General features: G+C 66.6%; 13 protein-coding genes and 1 rRNA gene. 7 read left to right on the top strand and 7 right to left on the bottom strand.

Features of this window, described 5'->3' with window-relative positions; all coding sequences use genetic code 11:
* The first annotated feature begins 192 nt into the window (after window positions 1-192).
* Window positions 193-1494 carry an NAD(P)/FAD-dependent oxidoreductase gene (locus tag ACX93N_RS12915; protein ID WP_459428843.1) on the top strand — a complete coding sequence of 434 codons (1302 nt, stop codon included), beginning with the start codon at window positions 193-195 and terminating at the stop codon, window positions 1492-1494.
* On the opposite strand, the gene ACX93N_RS12910 is transcribed toward ACX93N_RS12915, so the two are convergent.
* The 5 genes from ACX93N_RS12910 to ACX93N_RS12890 all read right to left on the bottom strand — a co-directional run bounded on the left by ACX93N_RS12910 (window position 1491) and on the right by ACX93N_RS12890 (window position 8089).
* Window positions 1491-3083 carry a phytoene desaturase family protein gene (locus ACX93N_RS12910; protein WP_459428842.1) on the bottom strand — a complete coding sequence of 531 codons (1593 nt, stop codon included), beginning with the start codon at window positions 3081-3083 and terminating at the stop codon, window positions 1491-1493. The genes ACX93N_RS12915 and ACX93N_RS12910 overlap by 4 nt on opposite strands.
* Window positions 3080-4303 (bottom strand): MFS transporter, encoded by a 1224-nt coding sequence (locus tag ACX93N_RS12905; protein ID WP_459428841.1) that lies wholly within the window; start codon window positions 4301-4303, stop codon window positions 3080-3082. The genes ACX93N_RS12910 and ACX93N_RS12905 overlap by 4 nt, the downstream gene beginning before the upstream one ends.
* Window positions 4304-4306: 3 nt before the next feature.
* Window positions 4307-4639: a DMT family transporter gene (locus tag ACX93N_RS12900; protein WP_459428840.1), complete on the bottom strand. Its 333-nt coding sequence runs from the start codon at window positions 4637-4639 to the stop codon at window positions 4307-4309.
* A gap of 105 nt (window positions 4640-4744) precedes the next feature.
* A complete protein-coding gene (locus tag ACX93N_RS12895; protein ID WP_459428839.1) occupies window positions 4745-6478 on the bottom strand; it encodes a sodium:solute symporter family protein in 1734 nt (577 codons plus the stop codon).
* 30 nt (window positions 6479-6508) lie between these two features.
* Window positions 6509-8089, bottom strand: coding sequence for a phytoene desaturase family protein (locus ACX93N_RS12890; RefSeq protein WP_459428838.1), 1581 nt, complete (start codon window positions 8087-8089; stop codon window positions 6509-6511).
* 147 nt (window positions 8090-8236) lie between these two features.
* Here ACX93N_RS12890 and ACX93N_RS12885 point away from each other — a divergent pair, with 147 nt between their 5' ends.
* Window positions 8237-9619, top strand: a complete 1383-nt coding sequence (locus tag ACX93N_RS12885; protein ID WP_459428837.1) for a glutamine synthetase family protein — start codon at window positions 8237-8239, stop codon at window positions 9617-9619.
* On the opposite strand, the gene ACX93N_RS12880 is transcribed toward ACX93N_RS12885, so the two are convergent.
* The gene (locus tag ACX93N_RS12880; RefSeq protein WP_459428836.1) at window positions 9620-10891 is read right to left on the bottom strand and encodes a flavin monoamine oxidase family protein; all 1272 of its coding nucleotides are present in this window, start codon (window positions 10889-10891) and stop codon (window positions 9620-9622) included.
* An 80-nt stretch (window positions 10892-10971) separates the two neighbouring features.
* Here ACX93N_RS12880 and ACX93N_RS12875 point away from each other — a divergent pair, with 80 nt between their 5' ends.
* The 5 genes from ACX93N_RS12875 (at window position 10972) to ACX93N_RS12855 (ending at window position 19569) form a co-directional block, all read left to right on the top strand.
* Window positions 10972-12579 (top strand): tetratricopeptide repeat-containing sulfotransferase family protein, encoded by a 1608-nt coding sequence (locus tag ACX93N_RS12875; protein WP_459428835.1) that lies wholly within the window; start codon window positions 10972-10974, stop codon window positions 12577-12579.
* Window positions 12580-12872: 293 nt separating this feature from the next.
* Window positions 12873-15218, top strand: a complete 2346-nt coding sequence (locus ACX93N_RS12870) for a TonB-dependent receptor (RefSeq protein ID WP_459428834.1) — start codon at window positions 12873-12875, stop codon at window positions 15216-15218.
* 113 nt (window positions 15219-15331) lie between these two features.
* A complete protein-coding gene (locus ACX93N_RS12865) occupies window positions 15332-17215 on the top strand; it encodes an NAD(P)-binding protein (RefSeq protein WP_459428833.1) in 1884 nt (627 codons plus the stop codon).
* A 67-nt stretch (window positions 17216-17282) separates the two neighbouring features.
* Complete coding sequence (locus tag ACX93N_RS12860) at window positions 17283-18572, top strand: aspartate aminotransferase family protein (RefSeq protein ID WP_459428832.1); 1290 nt, start codon at window positions 17283-17285, stop codon at window positions 18570-18572.
* Window positions 18562-19569 (top strand): phosphotransferase enzyme family protein, encoded by a 1008-nt coding sequence (locus ACX93N_RS12855; RefSeq protein WP_459428831.1) that lies wholly within the window; start codon window positions 18562-18564, stop codon window positions 19567-19569. The genes ACX93N_RS12860 and ACX93N_RS12855 overlap by 11 nt, the downstream gene beginning before the upstream one ends.
* 214 nt (window positions 19570-19783) lie before the next feature.
* On the opposite strand, the gene rrf is transcribed toward ACX93N_RS12855, so the two are convergent.
* Window positions 19784-19899: ribosomal RNA gene (rrf, locus tag ACX93N_RS12850) — 5S ribosomal RNA — on the bottom strand.
* Window positions 19900-19924: the final 25 nt, after the last annotated feature.

Raw genomic sequence — 19924 nt, 5'->3', positions numbered from 1 at the left:
CACCCCATGCACGAGGCCATCAGCCGCATTCCTCCGTTCATCGCCTGGAGCCACTGGGCCCGCACCCCCGCGGCCTGGCAGGACATCCCCGGCGGCGAGGACGCCGACCCGGCCCGATCTCCCTGAGCATCCACGAAGGTGCCGGCACCGCCGAGGCTGCCGGCTACTGCCCCCAGTTGCTGGAGATCGACCATGCTTGGACTTCAACGTACCCGTGACACGCGCGAACACGCAGGCTCCTATTACGCCGCCAGCGCGCACCCCGACAACCGCTACCCGACCCTCGAAGACGATCTCAGCGCGGATATCGTCGTCGTCGGCGCCGGCTTCACCGGTATCAACACAGCCCTGGAACTCGCCGAGCGCGGCTACGAGGTCGTGCTCCTGGAGGCCAACCGCATCGGCTGGGGCGCCTCCGGCCGCAACGGCGGCCAGATCATCGGCGGCATCGGCCACGATCCGGAGCGTTTCGAGCGCCACATCGGCAGTGACGGAGTGAAGCGCATCTATCGTCTCGGCATCGAGGCCCGGGACATCATCCGTGAACGGGTCGAGACGTACGACATCGACTGCGATTTGAAGTGGGGCTACTGCGACGTGGCCCTGAAGCCTCGCCACCTGCGCCAGTTCGCCGAGTGGAAGGCCCACGAGGAGGCGATCGGCAATCCGCACAGCTACCGGCTGCTGGACCGGGACGAATTGAAGGAGTTCGTCGCTTCAGAGGCCTACCTGGGCGGGCTCTACAATACGGGCAATGGCCACCTGCATCCCCTCAACCTGTGCCTGGGAGAGGCCCGGGCGGCGGCATCACTGGGCACACGGATCTTCGAGCAGTCGCGTGTCGTCGAACTGGTGCCGGGGCCGCGCCCGCGCGTGCGCACGGAGCGCGGCAGCGTGACCGCCCGACGCGTGCTGCTTTGCGGCAATGCCTACCTGGGCAACCTGGTGCCGCGGCTTGCCAGCCGCATCCTGCCCTCCGTGAGTGCGGTCATCGCGACCGAGCCCCTGGGCCCTGCGCAGGCGCGGGCGCTGATCCCCGGCGACGTGGCCGTCTGCGATCCGCGCACGGCCCTGGACTACTTCCGGCTCTCGGCGGACCAGCGCATGCTCTTCGGGGGCCTGTCCAACTACACCGGGCTCGAGCCCCGGGACCTGGTCGGCACGCTGCGGCGCAAGATGCTGCGGGTCTTCCCGTCCCTCGCCGATGCCCGGATCGATTACGCCTGGAGCGGACGCATCGGCATCGGCCTGAACCGCATGCCACAGCTCGGCCACATCGACGAACAGATCAGCTACATCCAGGCCTACTCCGGGCACGGCGTTGCCCCGACCCATGTCATGGCGCGCATCACCGCCGCCATGCTCGACGGCGAACCGGGAGACTTCGATATCTTTGCTCGCATCCCGCACTGGCCGTTCCCGGGGGGCAAGCTGCTCCGGCGCCCGGGCCTCGCCCTCGGCATGGCCTGGTTCAAGCTGCGCGATGCACTCTAGCGCCGGTCCTTGAGGATGCGCCGGGCCGCGTTGTAGCCCGGCGCACCGGTCACCCCGCCGCCCGGATGCGTCCCGGAGCCGCAGAGGTAGAGCCCGGGCATCGGCGTTGCGTACTGGGCTGCGTCGGGATGGGGCCGCATGCTGTAAAGCTGGTCCGGTTCCATGCGCCCGTGGCAGATATCGCCGCGGGGCAGGCCGAACTCCCGCTCCAGGTCCAGCGGAGTGAAACACTGGGTGGCCACCAGGATCTCCGGCAGGTTGGGGATGAAACGGCCGGCCCAGGCGAGGATATCGTCCAGCACCCGCGCTTTCTCCGAATCCCAGTCCCGGCCCCCGGACAGTTCATAGGGCATGTACTTGCAGAGCATGCTCATGACGTGGGTGCCGGGCGCATCCGTGAGGGAGTCGTCGATCACGCTCGGGATGACCGCCTCGATGATCGGCGGCGATGCCGGCTCTCCGGCCCGGGCGCTGCGGAAGGCGGCGTCGAGGTGGCCCTTGTGCTCCATGAACACAATGGTCGACTCGTGCGCCGGCCCGGGGCCAGTGCCCCCCAGGGCCGCGAACTCCGGCAGGCCGCTGAGCGCCAGGTTGATGCGCAGCGAGGCCGACTCCTGGCGGAAGGCGCGCAGGTCGCGCACAAAGGCGTCGGGCAGATGCTCCTCGCCGAGAAACTCGAGCAGCGTGCGCTTCGGCTCCGTGTTCGCCGCGACCACCGGCGCGGCAAGCTCCTCGCCGCTCTCCAGGCGCACGCCACGGACACGCCCGTCCGCCACCAGGATGCGCTCTACCGGCGCCTCCGTTCGGATTTCCACGCCGCGGTCCCGGGCGGAAGCCGCCATGGCCCGGGTGATGCCGCCCATGCCGCCGCGCACCAGGCCCCAGGCGCCCTTGCGGCCGTCGATCTCCCCCACCGCGTGGTGCAGCATGGCCAGGCTGGCGCCGGGCTGCGACAGCGGCGCGAAGTTCGCCGGCATGAGGTGTGCCGCGATCATGGCCTTGACCTTGTCGCTCTCGAACCAGCGGTCGATGATCGACTCCGGCGCCCCGAGGAAGAACTGCATCAGCCGCCAGCGCCCCTCGGCGTCCAGCTTGCGCGCGTCGAGCCCAAGGCGCAGCGCCGCGAGAAGATCACCGATCCCGCCGCCGTGGAGTTTCGGCGGCTCGCGCAGCCACTGGCCGGCCAGCAGTTCACCGACGAGCTCGACGGAGTTCTCGAAGGCGAGGTAGGCGTCGTAGTCGGTGGCCGAGAACTTCTCGAACTCGGCGCGGTCGGCCGCCTCGTCACCGGTCAGCAGCAGGTAGTCACCGCGGGAATCGAGGTAGAGCGAGTTGGCCAGGAGCAGCGGCTCGTAGCCGTAGCGCTCAAGCTCCAGGTCACGCACAACCTCGGGGCGCAGCAGGCTGACCACATAGGAAGCCACGGAGTTCCGGTAGCCGGGGTGGAATTCCTCGCTCACCGCCGCCCCGCCGACGACGTGCCGGCGCTCGAGAACACAGACGCGCAGGCCGCCGCGGGCGAGATAGCCGGCCGTGGTCAGGCCGTTGTGGCCCGCCCCGATGACGATGGCATCGTAGCGGCGGCTCATGCGGCGTTGGCCAGGGCCGGCAGCGTCCGGCGCAGGCGCAGGAAAAGCCCGGCATAGATGGCGAAGGCCACCAGCGAGGCGCCGGCGCAGAACAGGAACACGGCGTTGTAGCCGAAGCCGAGAGCGAGCGTGGACGCCGCGAGATTGGGACCGACGATCTGACCCAGCCCCTGGGCGGCCGGCAGCAGCGAGGCGAAGCGGCCCGAATGGTCGACGTTGGCGACGGTCGCCATCTGGTAGACGTCGATAAAGATCCACAGGAAATTGAAGGTGTAGACGCTGATGAAGAAGGTCACGCTGGTCACCCCGCCGGCCAGCATGCCGACGATGGTCGCGTGCACCAGGAGCGTCACCAGCAGCGGGCGCAGGAGGCCGAAGCGATTGCTGATCAAGGTCGCGACGAGGCAGCCGAGCAGGCTCATGAAGGAGACCCACACGAGTACGTTGGAGACCCAGGCCTTATCCAGCCCCGCTCGCGCCGTCGCCAGCTCGATATAGGTCCAGTAGGCGCCGATATTGATGTAGGTAGCGGCAATCGCGGCGAGGCACAGCCAGGGCACCAGCGCCGGTACGTGGCGGTGCTCGACGACCGAACCCAGCTCCGGGTCCGGCAGTTCCACCTCCACGTCCAGGCCGGCCTCCACCGGCCGCGGCGGGACCCAGCGCAGGAACAGGAGGCCGAAAAGATAGGCGGCGACAAAGACCCCGTAGATCGCGTCCATCGACAGGCGCGGCAGCGTGAACATCTCTCCCGCCTGGGTGAACGCGAAGCAGAAGAGCATGATGTTGTAGGCCCGCGCCGGTTTCGAGCTGGCACCGAGGTTGGCCACGGCGATGGCCGTGTAGACCCCGCTGCCGGTGCCCGCGAGCAGCCGCAGCCAGAGCACCGCCTCGTAATCGACGAGCACCATGCACAGTGCATTGGCCGTGATCGCAACGAGCGCCGAAAGGAACACGAGAAGGCGCCGGTTGATCTGCGCTACCAGCAGCGAGGCGAGGACCGCGCCGAGGGCGAGCCCGCCGAGGTCAGCGCCGGCAACGCGGCCGGTCTGCACCTCGCTGAAGCCGAGCTGGGTGGCCCAGGCCGTGCTGATCACCGGGATGCCGGCGAGTACGCCATAGCCGACCAGGGTCATGTAAAGGGAGATGACCAGCGAGCGCCAGCCATCGAAGACGGAGCGTTCGTGGTGCAGCGCGGGCGCCGGGTTCGCTGAGGACATCGTTCAGTGTCCGACGGTACGGGAGAACAGGTTCATGACCAGCACACCGGCAAGGATCAGGCCGATGCCGGCCAGGGCCGGCAGGTCGGGCACCTGCCGGAACAGGGGGACCCCGAGGACAGCGATCAGGACCATGCCGACGCCGGACCAGACCGCGTAGGCCACGCCGACGGGCACGGTGCGAAGGACCAGGCCGAGAAAGTAGAATGACACCAGGTATCCAACGATGGACAGACCGGTCGGCCACGGGCGGCTGAACTCCTCCGAGGCCTTCAACGCCAGCGTGCCCACCACTTCGGCGGCAATGGCGAGAGCCAGGTAGCCGTAACCGCTCATGGATTGCCTTCCAGGTACATCATGGACACTCTCCCGCCCCCTGCGCCGCCGGGGCTTACTCCCTGGCGACCGACTTTTCCACCACCGGCCGCGCCTGTCTTCTGATCATATAGGAATCGAAGGCGCATAGCGTCGCCTGATCACCACCGTCGCCAGGATGCCGAGCGGTATGAACAGCAGCGCCGGCCCGAGGGCGAACCAGGGTTCAGCCTCGGACCAGTTGATCCCGCCGGCAACGCCGATGCTACCGCTACCGCGCTGGTAGGGCAGCACGTAGAACCGTAGCAGCAGGACCGGCATGCACGCACCGTAGGCTATCAGCAGCGCCGGTGCCAGCAGCGTGATACGGGTCTTGCGCCAGTCCCGGTCCCCTGCGGGCGTCTCGTGCAGGCGCTCCCGGTAGGCCACTTCCTTCGCCCCGGGGCTGCCGCGACGGGAAACGAAGACAATCGCAAGGAAGCTCGCCGCAGCACCGAGCAGGGCCGGGTCGGCGTAGCTCGGCAGGGCGATCACGCCCGCGTAGTCGAGCCCGGCGGGGACGACGTTGGCGAGCAGGCCGACGACCAGGCCCCAGGTAGCAGCGCGGGCCGTGATCCGCGCGCTCCACACGCTCATGAACGCCACGGGCCCCCAGGACGAGGCGAAAACCGTACCGATGAAGATCATGATCCAGAAGATGTTGGCCGGCACGAACAGGCTGAGCCCGAGTACCACCAGGGCTACCGCGCACATCACCAGGCGCGTTGTGGCGAGGCCCGCGACCCGGTCCCGGGCACCGAGGTCATTGCTCACGCTGAAGCCGACCAGCGACAGGAAGGTCGATGCGGAGGACAGCGCGGCGGCCACGATACCCGCCAGCAGGAGCGCGCCGAGAAACTCCGGGACCAGGTGCCGGGCCGCCCAGAGCATGACCGTTTCTGCCGGTTCGATGGCGGGGTTGGCAAGGTTGATCAGGCCGCCCGCACCATAGATCAGGTACTGCATGAAGATCACCGCGAAGCAGGCGTAGATCGAGGCGCGCAGCACCACGTGCTCGTCCCGCGCCATGAGATGGCGGCTCGACTGCCAGGGGCTGACGGCATAGACGATGCTCCAGGACAGGTCGATGATCACGAACCAGATGAGGAAATCGATCGCGGTGGGCCAGGGCGTGCCCTCGCCGATGATGCCGTGCCAGGCCGCGAGGCCGGGCTTGTCCTCCTGCCGCGCGAGGGCCTCGACCGCCCGGGGCACCCCGCCGAAGTCGTCCACCAGGAAGAAGACGAACAGCACCGTGGCCCCGGTGAACAGCAGGAACATCAGCGTATCCGTGATGATCACACCCCGCGATCCGCCATACAGCGTGAACAGCGTGTAGCTCGCCCAGGCGACCAGCACGGCGGCGGGATAGCTGAGCGCGGTGAGATCGGACAGCAAGAGCGCCGCCCCCTGGGTCACGACGAGCAGGTAGCCCCCGAGGCCGAGCACGATGGTCGCCCCCGCCGCCTGCTGGACGCGGCGGCTGTCAAAGCGGTGGCCGAAATAATCCGCAACGGTCGGCGCCCGGCTGCGGCGCAGGAAGGTGCCGAAGAACAGGGCACCGTAAATGTAGCCGGTGACCGCGATGCCCGGCAGGAGGAGGTAGGCACCGAGCTGCCCCTCGTAGGTGAAGCCCGCCTCGCCCAGGAAGATCGCCGTACTGAACACACTGGCGACCAGCGTGCCGAGAATCAGGAGCGTGGGCGCGCGCCGCCCGGCCACGTAGTAGTCCTCGACCGAATGCACCTTGCGGCCGCTGTAGTTGCCGATGGCAACGAACAGCAGCACGCTGACGGCGATGGTCAGTGTATAGGTGTCCACTGCCGGATGCTGCGGCTGAGGGAGCGCGGCCTAGTGGTCACGGAGGATCACCCGCGCAGCGTTGTGCCCGGGCAGCCCGCTGACGCCGCCCCCGGGATGCGCGCCGGAACCGCAGAGGTAGACGCCCTTCGTCGGCATGCGGTAGCCCGCGTGCCCGGGGATCGGGCGCAGGGAATAGAACTGGTCGAGGTGCAGGGCGCCGTGGAAGATATCGCCGCCGACCATGCCGAGGTCGCGCTCGATATCGAGGGGTGTCTTGATCTGCCGACCGACGACCGACGCCCGGAAGTTGGGCGCGTGCGCATCGATCGTGTCGATCACCACGCCGGCGACCTCCTCACGCACATCGTCCCAGCTGCGCCCATCGGGCAGGTGGCGGTTGAAGTGCTGGCAGAACAGGCTGGCAACATGGCCGCCGGGGGGCGCCAGGCTGTCATCCTGCGTGCTCGGGATCTGCATCGAGATGACCGGGCGCCGCGCCCAGCCCCGGTCCCGGGCATCGCGGTAGGCGGCCTGCAGGTAGCCGAGCGAGGGCGAAAACTCGATCGCGCCGAGGAAGTGGAAATCGTCCCGGCCCTGCATGGTGGTTAAGCGGGGCAGCTCCGACAGGGCCACGTTCATGCGCAGGGTCGCGGAGTGACTGCGGTAGGCGTCGATGCGGCGCCGGTCGTCGGCCTCGAGCGACTCCGGGTCGAGCAGCCGGGTCAGGAGCAACTGCGGATGCACGTTGGCGGCGATTGCGGGCGCGCGGAACTCGCGGCCGTCCTCCGTCACTACGCCGCAGGCGGCGCCGTTCTCGACCAGGATCCTGGCGACCGGCGCTTCCGTTTCTATGCGCACGCCGCGTGCCCGGGCGGCAGCCGCCATGGCGTCCGTGATAGCGCCCATGCCGCCGCGGGCAATGCCCCAGGCACCCGCCTTGCCGTTGACCTCGCCGAACGCGTGGTGCAGGAGGACGTAGGCGGTGCCGGCATCATAGGGGTCGCGGAAGTTGCCGATAATGCCCTCGAAGCCGAACAGGCCCTTCAGCGCCTCGCTCTCGAACCAGGCGTCGAGGTGATCGCCCAGGGAGCGCGTCATCAACTCGCCGAGCACCATCTGGTGCTTGCTGTCGAGCTTGCGCAGGGCATTGCCGCCCTTGAGGAGCGCGAGCGCATCGCGCCAGCCGCCGCCGAAGTTCGGCGGCGCTTCCGTCGCCAGGGCACGGAGCGCCATCGCCACCTCGCCGATCTCCGCCTCGAAGGCGCCGATGCGCTCGGCATCGCGTCGCGAAAAGCGCGCCAGCTCCTCGTGTGCCTGTTTTTCGTCACGCGTGAGTTGCAGGTGGTCACCATCGAGCATGCTCAGCGTGCCGGCGGGGCGCTCGAGCACTTCCAGGCCGTGGGCGGCGAGATCCAGGTCCGCCATGACCTTCGGGTGAAGCAGGCTGATGGAATAGGAATAGACAGAATTGCGGAAGCCCGGGTGGAATTCCTCGGTCAGCGCGGCGCCACCGATGCGGTCGCGGGCCTCGAGAACCAGCACCTTTCGGCCGGCGGCGGCGAGGTAGGCCGCACAGACCAGCCCGTTGTGCCCTCCGCCGATGACGATGACGTCCACACGCTCTGTCACAGGATTTCCCCCGCAGTCACTGCCTGGGTGAGTCTAGGGGCGGCCAGCGCCTGCAACCTCCGGGCCGATGGGCTAGGAAGCCCCCGTCTCTTGCAGTACTGCAAACTCTGTTCCACGCTCCCGCTAGCCTGACCAGAAGGAACTGCCATGAATTTCGCCGACCGCGGGGAACTGGACGACTTCCTGCGTACGCACCCCGAGGTGCAGCTGCTGGAAGTCCTCATGCCGGACATGAACGGCCTGCTGCGCTGCAAACGCATCCAGCGCCGGGAGTTTGCATCCCTGTTCGAGGGCGGCTTCACCGTCCCGGTGACCGTGCCCTACCTGGGCATCCGCGGCGATATGTATGCCGGCCAGGACCAGCGGATTATCGGCGGCGACCCGGACCAGCTCATCCTGCCGGTGGCCGGCACCCTCGCGCCGATTCCCTGGGTCGACTCGCCGACCGCGCAGGTGCTGACCGGCTTCGCCACCGGCGACGGACGCTATGCGGACATGGATCCCCGCGCGCCGCTCCTGCGTGTCCTCGAGCGCTATCGGGCCAGCGGCCTCAGCCCGGTGGTGGCAACGGAACTGGAGTTCTACCTCCTCGAGGACGGGGACGGTCCAAGGCCGTCGCCGCGGCTCGGCCGCATTCCCGGCACCGGCGAGCGCCAGCACGGCATCCAGTACTGCATGCCCGATGACCTTATCGAGTGCGACGCATTCCTGGAGGATGTGCGCGGGGCCTGTGAACGCCAGGCGGTGCCGCTCACGGCCATCCACAGCGAATTCTCGCCGGGCCAGTGGGAAATCAACACGCACCACCAGCACGATGCGCTCCTCGCCGGTGACCACGCACTGCTGCTCAAACGCATCATCAAGGGCGTCGCCCGCCGCCACGGCCTCGGCGCGACCTTCATGGCCAAGCCCTTCGCCGACCAGGGCGGCAGCGGCCTGCACATCCACGCCAGCGCCTACCGCGAGGACGGCAGCAACATCTTCGCGCACCACGAGGCGACCACGCCGCCGACGCTCACCGAACCGCTGCGTCACGCCATCGGCGGCCTGCAGGCCACCATCGACGAGGCGATGGCGATCTTCGCGCCGAATCCCAACTCCTACCGGCGCTTCACCCCCGGCGCCTTCGCGCCGGCAGGGCGGAGCTGGGGCTACGATCACCGGGAAGTGGCCCTGCGCATTCCCGCCTCCACGGAGCAGAACCGGCGCATCGAGCACCGCATTGCCGGTGCCGACGCCAATCCCCACTTCGTGGTGGCGGCGGTGCTGGCGGGCATACACTACGGGCTCGAAGCGGGCGCGACGCCAAGCGAACCGGTCACGCGGGAGATGGACCTGTCGGACAGCGAGGTGACGATACCGCAGCGGCTGGACACGGCGATCGGCCTCCTGCGCTCGGGCAAGGTGCTTCCGCACTACCTCGGCGAGGCCTTCATCGACGCCTTCGCGACCCAGCGCCAGGGGGAGAGCGACCTGTACCACGCGCAGGTCCCGGACCTTGATTACGCCTGGTACCTGCGCGCGCTCTGATCACGGGCGCCGAAGGTTCAACACGACCTTTGCCGCCCGCCGCCCTGCCCGCCATGCGCCCTGTGTCGTTCCCGGGTAGCGCCGGTCGGTTGCCTCTCCGGCAATCAGCAGACGATCAAGCACGGGGATGGCCAGCTCGTCCCGCTGCGACGGGCGCGCACCGACCCTGAGGAAGGAGTAGGCACCCAGGCTGTGGGGATCCTTCCCCCAACGCGTGACAATCGCGGCCTCGGGTTCCGGGATGGCGGGGCCATAGATTCGCCTGAGCACCGCCATCGCGTCCGCCACCGTGGCGTCGTCATCAAGATCCTCTACCGACACTGCCGCGTTCGCCGTGCAAAAGCCGAGCAGCACCGGCAGCCCGATCACGCGCGCGTAGTTGTACCAGGACAGCCAGCGGCCGCGCTCGGGATGCTGGTAGCCCACCACCTGCACCTCCTCGTCCCAGAAGATCCGTGGAAACTGCAGATACAGCTTGTTGCAGAGGCCCATGCCCAAGGCATCGATGGCCCGCCGCTGAGGCGCTGGCAGGGGCGGTACGATGCGCAGTCCACCACCTTTCAGCACGCCCAGGGGCACCGTGAGAATCAGCTGGTCCGCCGTGAAGCGGCCCGCCGACGTAGTGACCGTAACGCCATCCCCGCCCAGGTCGATCTCCGACACCGCGGTGCCGAGGCGGATGTCCAGCCGCGAGCACAACGGACGGTAAAGCGCGGCGTACCCGCCCTGGAGAATCGCATCGCCCCCGCGCATGGAGCGCCCCTCCTCCAGCGCCCTCGCAGCAAGCTCGTGGACGTCCGCTGCGTATTCTTCTTCCAGGACGGTCGCGACCAGGAAATCCCGGAGCGCTGAGGGCAGTTCATCACGCAGCCGGCCGTCCAGCCTCGCCATCCTGTCCTTCACCGAGTCATGGCGCTTCGCGCCACGGCCGAGCCGTTCGAGCGCCTCCTCGAATCGATCGATGGTATCGACAGGCGCTGTTTCGGGTTCTCCGCCGGCCCGGTAGAGCGCGGCACTGTCGTAGTCGAAGGGTATCAGGGCCAAGCCATTGGCCTGCGCCCGGTCATGGAGGGGGTGATCCCGGGTGCCGTGGAGCCAGCTCGCGCCCAGGTCGACCGGCCGGCCCAGCGCTTCGGAGGTGGCGGCACGGCCTCCGGGCCAGTCCTTCGCCTCGAGCACGATGACGCGAACGCCACGCTTCTCGAGGCGGGTGGCAGCCGCGATACCGGCAAGACCGGCCCCAACGACAAGGACTTCAGCGACAGCATTCATCGAGCGCTCCTTAAGGGACCGACTGTTGCGCCGCCCTCGCGCAGACTGCAAGATTGGGCTTCGACCCGTCAGGAAAGCACATGCAGCAAACCTCTTCCAGACCCACCGCGCCCTGGATGCAGGATGTCCTGCGCGAGGGCTTCAACCATCTGAACGCCGGCCGGGTCAACGACGCCTCACAGTGCTGCAAGAAGGTGCTCGCCGCGAAGCCGGACCTCGTCGAGGGCCATTTCCTGGTCGGCCTCATTGCCCTTGAGATCAAGCAGACTGCCAACGCCATTCGCGCCTTCGGGTCCGTCACTCAACTGGAGCCCACACACGGCGCCGCCTGGGCAAACCTCGCCAGCCTCTTCGTGCGCGCGGGCCAGGCCGGACGAGCGGATGCCGCGCTGGCGAAAGCGGTGGAGCATGCGGAGGAGAACCCGGTCGTCCTCGACCTCATCGGCACGGTCCATGGGCAACTCGGCGAACAGGAAGAGGCAGGCCGCTGGTTTCAGCGGGCCCTGGAGAAGAACCCCGGGAGCGTGACGCACCAGATCAACCTCGCGAACAACCACATGTTCCTCGACCGCCTGGACGAGGCGGAAACCCTGCTCGACGAAGTGCTGCATACCGTACCAAACCACCCCCAGGCACACTGGCTGGTCTCGGGCCTGCGCAAGGCCACTGATCGTCGACATATCGAAACGCTCGAGGCACTCGTCACGCGGACGCGGAACCCCCGCGGCCTCGCATTTCTCTATTACGCGATGGGTAAGGAGCTCGAAGATCTCGAGGCCTGGGATGATGCGTTCCGGGCTTTCGAAAGGGGTGCGGGAGAACGTCGCAAGACCCTCGATTTCGACGAGTCACGGGAAGTCGCGATGTTCCGGGCCTTCGCCGACACGTTCACCCGAGAGTGGCTCGAAAGCGGCCCGTCAGGCAACGAGGACCCGTCACCCATCTTCGTGGTCGGCCAGCCGAGAACCGGGACGACCCTCATCGAACGCATCATCGTCGCCCATTCCCAGGTTCACTCCGCGGGCGAACTCAGGCAGTTCGGCCACTGCCTGCGCCGCCTCGGGGACTACCGCGAAGCGAACGCCGTATCCCCGAAGCTTGCGGAGCTGGGCGCAACCATCGACCCAGCGAAACTGGGCGGGGCCTACCTGCAAACGACGGCCAAGCTGCGCGGGGACACCCCTCGCTTCGTGGACAAGCTGCCGCCCAACTACCTGTACATCCCACTGATTCTGAAAGCACTGCCAAACGCCCGGATCGTGCACGTGCGGCGCAGCCCCATGGATGCCTGCTTTGCCAGCTTCAAACAGCTATTTGCCGATGCCTATCCTCATTCCTACGAGCAGGCGGAGATGGCGCGCCATCACGCCCGCTACTTCAAGCTCATGGACACCTGGCGGGCGCGTTTCGGGGATCGTTTCCACGACATCTCCTACGAAGACACGGCGGCCAACCTCGAGCCGAACGCACGTGCGCTCATCGACTTCCTGGGCCTGCCGTGGGAAGACGCCTGCCTGCACTTCCACGAGCAGTCCGGCGCCGTGACCACCGCCAGCTCGGTTCAGGTCCGACAGCCAGCGCACACCCGCTCGGTCGGACGCTGGCGCCGCTACGAGCAGCAGCTGCGCCCAATGCGCGAAGCCCTGGAGCGTGAGGGTATCCCCCTAGAGCTCAGCGCCGGGGGATAGCAAGGCCAATCCGGTGCATGGCCCGCGTTGGCCGCACCAATTGAGCGCCGAATGCCGTGCGTATAGGCACGGTCGCAAAGGCGGCCTGTTTTCGTTATGACTCCCCAAGTTGCACCATGCCGTTCGCACGGCTAGTTTTCAGGAGAGTAGAGACCGGGACACAAATACAAGAGCTGACTCAGCGGGAGAAAACCATGGCGAAGCACCCACCGTCTTACAGCCGGAAGCGAGCGTATGTATACCATTCGGAACGCCCCCTCGGGCCAAGGTCGAGACTGGCCCAGGCGGTTTCCGTGGCGATTCTCACCGGGGCGGCGGCCTCGCCTCTCAGTGCCCAGCAACTGGAGGAAGTGGTTGTCACGGCGACAAAGCGCAGCGAATCGCTGCTGGATGTGTCGCTCTCCATCTCGGCGATTAGCGGCGCCGAGACACGCCTGCTCAACATCAACGATATCAAGGACCTGATCTCCTTCACGCCCGGTATCTCGGGCAACTCCAAGGACTCCTTCCTCGATACCGTCAACGTTCGCGGCATTCGGACAGAGCTGTTCGGCAACGGTGCCGAGCCGTCTGTCGGCTTCTACGTCAACGGCCTTTACCAGGGGCGTACGGGCGCCGCGGTGAGCAGCCTCTATGATATCGAACGCTCCGAGGTCCTCCGCGGACCCCAGGGCTTCCTCTTCCCACGAGGTGCCGTCACGGGCGCCTTCAACGTGATCACCCAGAAGGCCAGCACAGAAGGCGTCGAAGGCTACGGCGAACTCGACGTGGGCGAGCGCGGTGTCTTCGTGTTCGAGGGCGCAGTCAACCTCCCGCTGACGGACAACCTGGCCATGCGTGTGGCAGGCATCCATACAGAGGAGGATGGCTACGTCGAAAACCTCGCTGGCGGGGACGACCTTATCGCGCACGATAACGATTCGCTGCGTGTCAGCTTCCGTTACCAGACCGAGAAACTCACGGGCGACCTGATCTTCCAGTATGACGACCGGGACCAGGCCGGCTCCATCTACCGGGTCACCGGCGAGGGCCCCAATTTCAGCAGCCCGCCATCGCTGTTCCTCAACGGCGGCGAACCCTGGGAAGTCGGGACGGATCGCCAGGTGAACATCAACGATGAGATCAATTCGCGGGATGTCTCCGAGATTTTCTCCGTCGGACTGCTGCTGGAATACGACCTCGGCTGGGCGACCATCAGCTCACTGACCCACTACAAGGATCATGACTACGAGTACGGCGAGGATTTTGACGGGCTCCCCATCACGCTCTACGAGTACGAACAGTTCCAGTCCGGCGACTATTTCGAACAGGAACTGCGGCTGACATCGCAGAGCGAGGGACCGCTGGACTGGTACGTCGGAGCTTCCATCTACCAGGAGGATATCGACACCACCTTCGGCCAGATCCAGAGCGAGGATGTCTACTGCGACCTGTACCTGAACTACTACTACGCCGGCGACGCCTACCGCGGCTGCACCGGCTTCTATGAAGACTATCTCGGCTACGAGTTCACGCCCTCGACCAACGGCCTCATCAACGATTACAACGAGACCCTGGGCAAGTACGAGGGCTACTCGGCGTACGTCGAGCTGCGCTACAAGTTCAGCCCGAGTTTTGACGTCGCCGCGGGTGTTCGCTACCAGTACGACGAACGGGAATACTCCAACGAGACGCTCCCTGACCTGGGGGGGTCCCAGTTCTCCGGCGGCATCGGCGGGCTTACGCCTACCCCGGAGGGCCCCGTCTCCGATTCGGCGGACTGGGACGGCGTTACCTATCGGTTGGCGGCCAACTGGCACCCCACCGACAGCACGCTGCTCTTCGCGACTATCTCGACGGGCTTCAAGCCCGGTGGCTACGACGTATACGCATTTGAGAACCGCGCTACCGGCACCACGGTGAGCGGTCCGGCCCTGCCCGGCCGGGACCGCCCTGCGGACTTCGACGAGGAAACCGTCACCTCCTATGAAATAGGCTACAAGGGGCGATTCCTCGACGGCCGACTGGATCTTGCCTGGACGGCGTTCCTCTATGAATACAAGGATCTGCAGGCCTTCTTCACCGAACCGAACCCGAATGGACCAGGCTTCAGGACCGTTGCGGGCAACGTTGGTATCCTGGATGGCTGGGGCAGCGAGGTTGATATTCGCGCGGCAGTCACCGACAACATCACCCTGCGACTCGGCGGATCATGGCTCGATTCAGAGGCCAATGAAGTCCAGGCTTTCTGCGGTGCGGCGGTGGATCTCGGCGCGACCGTGGACGCGTGCGAGGGCGAGCCGCTTCCGCTCGCACCGGAGTTCACGGCCTTCGCCATCCTGAATGGCAGCTTCCCGGTAGGAAGCCGCGGAGGTCAGCTCTTCGGCAACATCGCCTACAGCTGGGAAGATGATGCAAAGGGTGACTGGATACCTGAAGACCTTGCCAAGCAGGAAATCCGCTTCCTGGACCAGACGGATATCGTCGTCGGTTACCAGGAGGAGAACTGGATGGTCAGCGGCTACGTGGAAAACGTCTTCAACAACAGCTGGGAGGACGGCACCTTCGGAGAAGGCTTCGACGGTACGCCCTATCCACAGTATGTCTTCGGCCCCTCGCGGCCAAGGACGGCCGGCGTAAGGGCCAGCTACAGCTTCTGAGCAAATGCCGGGGGCGCCGCCGCGACGCCCCCGGCGGTAGCGCCGGCACTGGCCTGACGGCAGGCTGCGGTAACGAAGCGAGCAGCGACCCCGATGCGAGATGAGTGAGAGGAATGCCGGTGACAGGGAAATCCGACGAGGCCTTGGGCATGAATGCGCCAATCAGCCGGCGCGACGTCCTGCACGGTGCGGCGGCCGCCGGCCTTGCTGCCGCGGTCCCCGGCCTCGATGCCATCGCTTCCGTTGCATCGAAACAGGTACCCACCGCAGCGGAGTACCCGCCAGTCCGCACCGGCATGCGGGGTTCGCACCCGGGCTCCTTCGAGGCCGCGCATGCGCTCGCACGGGAGGGGGCGTCCTTTCCCGAACCGCGGGACCTCGATGAAAGCTATGACCTCGTCATCGTCGGTGCCGGGATTTCAGGCCTGGCAGGGGCTCACTTCTATCGGGAGCGCTTCGGCTCCAGCTCAAGGATTCTCCTGCTCGAGAACCACGACGACTTCGGCGGCCATGCCAGGCGCAATGAGTTCCACCAGGCGGGCAAGATGCGCCTTTCCCTCGGTGGTACGCACAACCTCGAGTGGTGGCAGTTCAGCGATACCGTCGAGTCCTTTCTGGACACACACGGCGTTGACGTGGAAGCGATGCGGGAGCAACAGCAGTTCCGCTACGGCCGGACGGCACCCAACAGCCCGGCCATGTGGTTCGACCAGGAGACCTATGGTGTTGACCGACTGGTACCCCGTTGTGACCTGACGTTCCCGGGGCCGGCACCCGACATCATCGACCAGATCCCGATTTCGCCCGCAGGGCGCGAGCAACTCAAGGCTTTTTACCAACGACGGGAAAACGTGCTGGACGACATGGACGAGGAGGCAGCAGAGGCCTACCTGCGGTCTATCTCCTACCCGGAATTCCTGCAGCGGCACTGCGGCCTGGACCCCGAAGTGACCCAGCTCTTCGACAAGCTGGCCCACGGCAGCTGGGGCCTGGAGCTGCGGGCGCTTTCGGCGATGGAGTGCTTCTGGGACGGCTTCCCGGGAACGCACCTTCTCGGAGAGGAACCGGAGAGAGATGCATGGGACTACCCCGCTGCGATGTGGCCGGATGGCAACGCCAGTCTGGCAAGACTGCAGGTGGCCAGGCTGATCCCCGACGTGGCTCCGAAAACCGACGCGAGCAATATCGCTTTGGCCCGCTTCGACTACTCCAGGCTCGATCGGCCGGGTGCGAACGTTCGCCTGCGCCTCAACGCCACGGTCCTTAATACCAACGGGGATGACGACGGCGTCGCGGTGACCTACTACCGCGACGGCGGGGTTGAGAGAGTGCGGGCGAGGCACTGTATCCTGGCCTGCTACAACGCGATTATTCCCCACCTCTGTCCCGCGCTGCCGGAGACACAAAAGGACGCACTGGCCTACCAGGTCAAGCACCCCCTGGTCCTGACCAATGTGTTGATCCGCAATACCGACGCGCTCGACCGGCTCGGCATCGACGCCGTGGACTGCCCCGGCCGCCTGCACGCCAGCCTGTTCACCTTCCGCGGCATCAACAACGGCGGGTACCGGCATGACATCAACGACAGCGGGCCCGTATCGCTGGTCTTCTGGGGGACGATCTCGCCGCCGCCGGAAGCCGTCGACGTCAAGGCGCAACTGCGCGCCTCCCGGGAGGCGATGCTCCAGCTCAGCTTCGAGGATTACGAGCGGGAGGTGCGCACGGTGCTCGACGGGCTGCTGGGGTCGGCCGGTTTCGACGTGGCGCGCGATGTGCTGGCGATTACCGTGAACCGCTGGCCGCACGGCTACGCCTACGAATACCTCGACCTGTGGGACGAGGACTGGGCCGAAGGAGGGGCGCCGCACGAGATCGCTCGGCGGCCCTTCGGCCGCATCGCCATCGCCAACTCGGACGCCGGTGCCAGCGCCTACACCCATGTCGCGATCGATGAGGCGTATCGTGCGGTGACAGAGCTGCCCGGCCCGGCGACCTGAAACACTGCTGCCGGGACGAAGAGACGCTGTCGATCGCGCTGGCCACGTGAACAGCAGGAGTCTGAGGATGCACCGTTCCCCCTTGCAGGAACGCCGCGACCTGGCCCTGGGCCCGGGGGCGGAGCTCTTCTATGACGACCCCGTGGAGATCGTCCGCGGCGAGGGCTGTTACCTTTTCGACCGGGAGGACCGGCGCTACCTCGATCTCTACAACAACGTGCCCTGCGTCGGGCACGGCAACCGGGCCGTCGCCGAGGCCATGGCCACGCAGCAGGCCACGCTGAACGTGCACAACCGTTACCTGCACGAGAGCATCGTCGCCTATGCCGAGCGGCTCTGCGCTCTGCACCATAACGGCATCGAGAGCGTGGTGTTCTGCTGCACCGGTACCGAAGCCAACGAGGTGGCGCTGGCCATGGCCCGCGCTGTCACCGGGCAGGCGGGTATTGTCTGCAGCGATGCCGCCTATCACGGCAACGCGGGGTTGGTGGCCCGCCTGACGGAGGTCGGCACTGATACCCAGGGGCCGGCCGGAGTGGTGCGCGGCTTTCCCTATCCCGACGGTTATCGCCCGCTCGTGCCCGGTGCCAGTGAGGATGAGCTCTGTGCCGCCTACCTGGCGCGGGTGGAGGCGGCCATCGCGCGGCTCAAGCGCGACGGATACGGCCTCGCCGCCTTCATCGTCTGCTCGATCTTTGCCAACGAGGGCCTGCCGCGCGTCCCGGCTGACTTCCTCGCGGCGGCGACCGAACTGGTACACCGGGAAGGCGGGCTCGTCATCGGTGACGAGGTGCAGTGCGGCTTCGGCCGCACGGGTCATTGGTGGGGCTACGAGGCCATGGGCTTTACGCCGGACATCGTGGTCATGGGCAAACCCATGGGCAACGGGCTGCCCCTCGCCGCTGCGGCTTCATCCCGCGAAAACGTGGAGGCGTTTCGGCGGGAGACGGACTACTTCAATACCTTTGCCTCGACCCCGCTGCAGGCGGCCGTAGGCATGACGGTGCTCGACGAGATCGAGCGCCTGGCCCTGGTGGGCAATGCCGCCAGCACCGGCGCTTATTTGCTGGAAGCGCTGCGAAGCAGGCTCGCCGGCGCAGCGGGGGTGGGTGACATCCGCGGCTGCGGCCTGTTCCTGGCCGTGGAGATCGTGCGCGACCTCTTAAGCGGGGAGCCGGACCCGGCCGCAGCGAGAGCCCTTGCCAACCGGTTCCGCGCTGCGGGCATTTTGCTTGGCGCCGCCGGGGTGCATGGCAATATTCTGAAGCTCCGGCCACCGCTCGTCTTCGGCAAAGACGATGCACCTTACTTCCTCGAGGCCTGCGACACGGTGTTCGGCATCCGCAGTGAGCACTGAAGACCCAACCGCACCCTATCTTCCGGCAGCCCGGGAAGCGCTGGCGCAGTTCCCGGTGCGCCCCAGCAGGCTTGCGACGGCGGCGGTGTCCGAGAACGTCAGCTTCCGGGTCACGACAGAATCGGGCGAAGCATACGTTCTGCGGCTGCACCGGCCCGGCTACAACACGCTGGAAGAGCTCGAGTCGGAGCGCCGCTGGCGCGATGCCCTGGCAGCGGCCGGGCTGCGGATTCAAACCGCCCCCGCTGCCTGCGACGGTCGGCACTTCGTGCCGGTGTCGACCTCGGAGTCCGGCAAGGAAAGCTGGCGCTACGCGAGCATGGTCAGCTGGCTGCCGGGGGAGATTCTCGATGATGGTTACCTGGCAAAGGCCAATAGCCTGGAGCGCCGACGCTTGTTCAATCGCCTCGGGGCGCTCGCCGCCCGACTGCACAGCCAGGCTGCGGATTGGAAGGCGCCGGAAGGTTTCACGCGGCCGGCACTGGACCGGGACGGTCTTCTCGGTGAACAGCCGCGCTGGGGGCGCTTCTGGGAAAACGGCGGCCTCGGCGTCGACGAGCGGACGCTCGTACGGAAGGCACGAGACCGCCTGCGGGTCATGCTCGTTGATTACGGCGCGCACCGCGATAACTACAGTCTCATACACGCGGACCTTCATCCCGGGAACGTGCTCGTCGATGCGGAAGGCAACCTCGGCCTGATCGACTTCGACGACGCGGCCTACGGCTGGCATGGCTATGACCTGGCTTCCGCACTCATCGAAGCCCACGCGGACGGCGACTTCCCGGCCCTGCGCGAGGCGCTGCTAACAGGCTATCGAGAGGTGCGCCCGCTGGCGCCGCGGGATGAGGCTATGCTGCCGGTGTTCCTGCTTCTGCGGGGGCTGGCGCTGCTCGGTTGGGTGCATGAGCGGCCGGAGCATGGGGAGGATGAGTTTTTTGTGGGGGTTCGGGGGATGGTGGTGGAGGGGTGTGCGAGGCTGATGTCAGAGTCTTAAGGTATCGGCAGTTTGTTTTGGCTGGGTGCCACACCGATGACCTACTTTGGGTCGCGAGCGGTGCTCGCGATCGCTTCGCGACGCCTTCGGCGCCCCAACCCCGCACCTGCGGTGCAGGGGTTGTCACATGGGACCCGGGTTGTAGTGGCAGTAGATCCTCGGTTCCTAAAAGCAAAACCCCCGGTCCAACGGACCGGGGGTTTTCCTTTTTGGAGCCTGGCGATGACCTACTCTCACATGGGGAGACCCCACACTACCATCGGCGATGCATCGTTTCACTGCTGAGTTCGGGATGGAATCAGGTGGTTCCAATGCTCTATGGTCGCCAGGCAAACTGGCTGGGAACGGCCGTCGG

It is taken from the genome of Pseudohaliea sp. (assembly GCF_054552115.1).
The sequence above is the reverse complement of the archived record's forward strand: the minus strand, read 5'-3'. Positions and strand labels throughout refer to the sequence as shown.

Bases quoted from the DNA above. Each gene is read 5' to 3' on its own strand.
- ACX93N_RS12860 (WP_459428832.1), top strand. From the start codon at position 17,283: ATGCACCGTTCCCCCTTGCAGGAACGCCGCGACCTGGCCCTGGGCCCG.
- ACX93N_RS12865 (WP_459428833.1), top strand. From the start codon at position 15,332: ATGCCGGTGACAGGGAAATCCGACGAGGCCTTGGGCATGAATGCGCCA.
- ACX93N_RS12885 (WP_459428837.1), top strand. From the start codon at position 8,237: ATGAATTTCGCCGACCGCGGGGAACTGGACGACTTCCTGCGTACGCAC.
- ACX93N_RS12900 (WP_459428840.1), bottom strand. From the start codon at position 4,639: ATGAGCGGTTACGGCTACCTGGCTCTCGCCATTGCCGCCGAAGTGGTG.
- ACX93N_RS12905 (WP_459428841.1), bottom strand. From the start codon at position 4,303: ATGTCCTCAGCGAACCCGGCGCCCGCGCTGCACCACGAACGCTCCGTC.
- ACX93N_RS12915 (WP_459428843.1), top strand. From the start codon at position 193: ATGCTTGGACTTCAACGTACCCGTGACACGCGCGAACACGCAGGCTCC.
- ACX93N_RS12880 (WP_459428836.1), bottom strand. From the start codon at position 10,891: ATGAATGCTGTCGCTGAAGTCCTTGTCGTTGGGGCCGGTCTTGCCGGT.
- ACX93N_RS12910 (WP_459428842.1), bottom strand. From the start codon at position 3,083: ATGAGCCGCCGCTACGATGCCATCGTCATCGGGGCGGGCCACAACGGC.
- ACX93N_RS12875 (WP_459428835.1), top strand. From the start codon at position 10,972: ATGCAGCAAACCTCTTCCAGACCCACCGCGCCCTGGATGCAGGATGTC.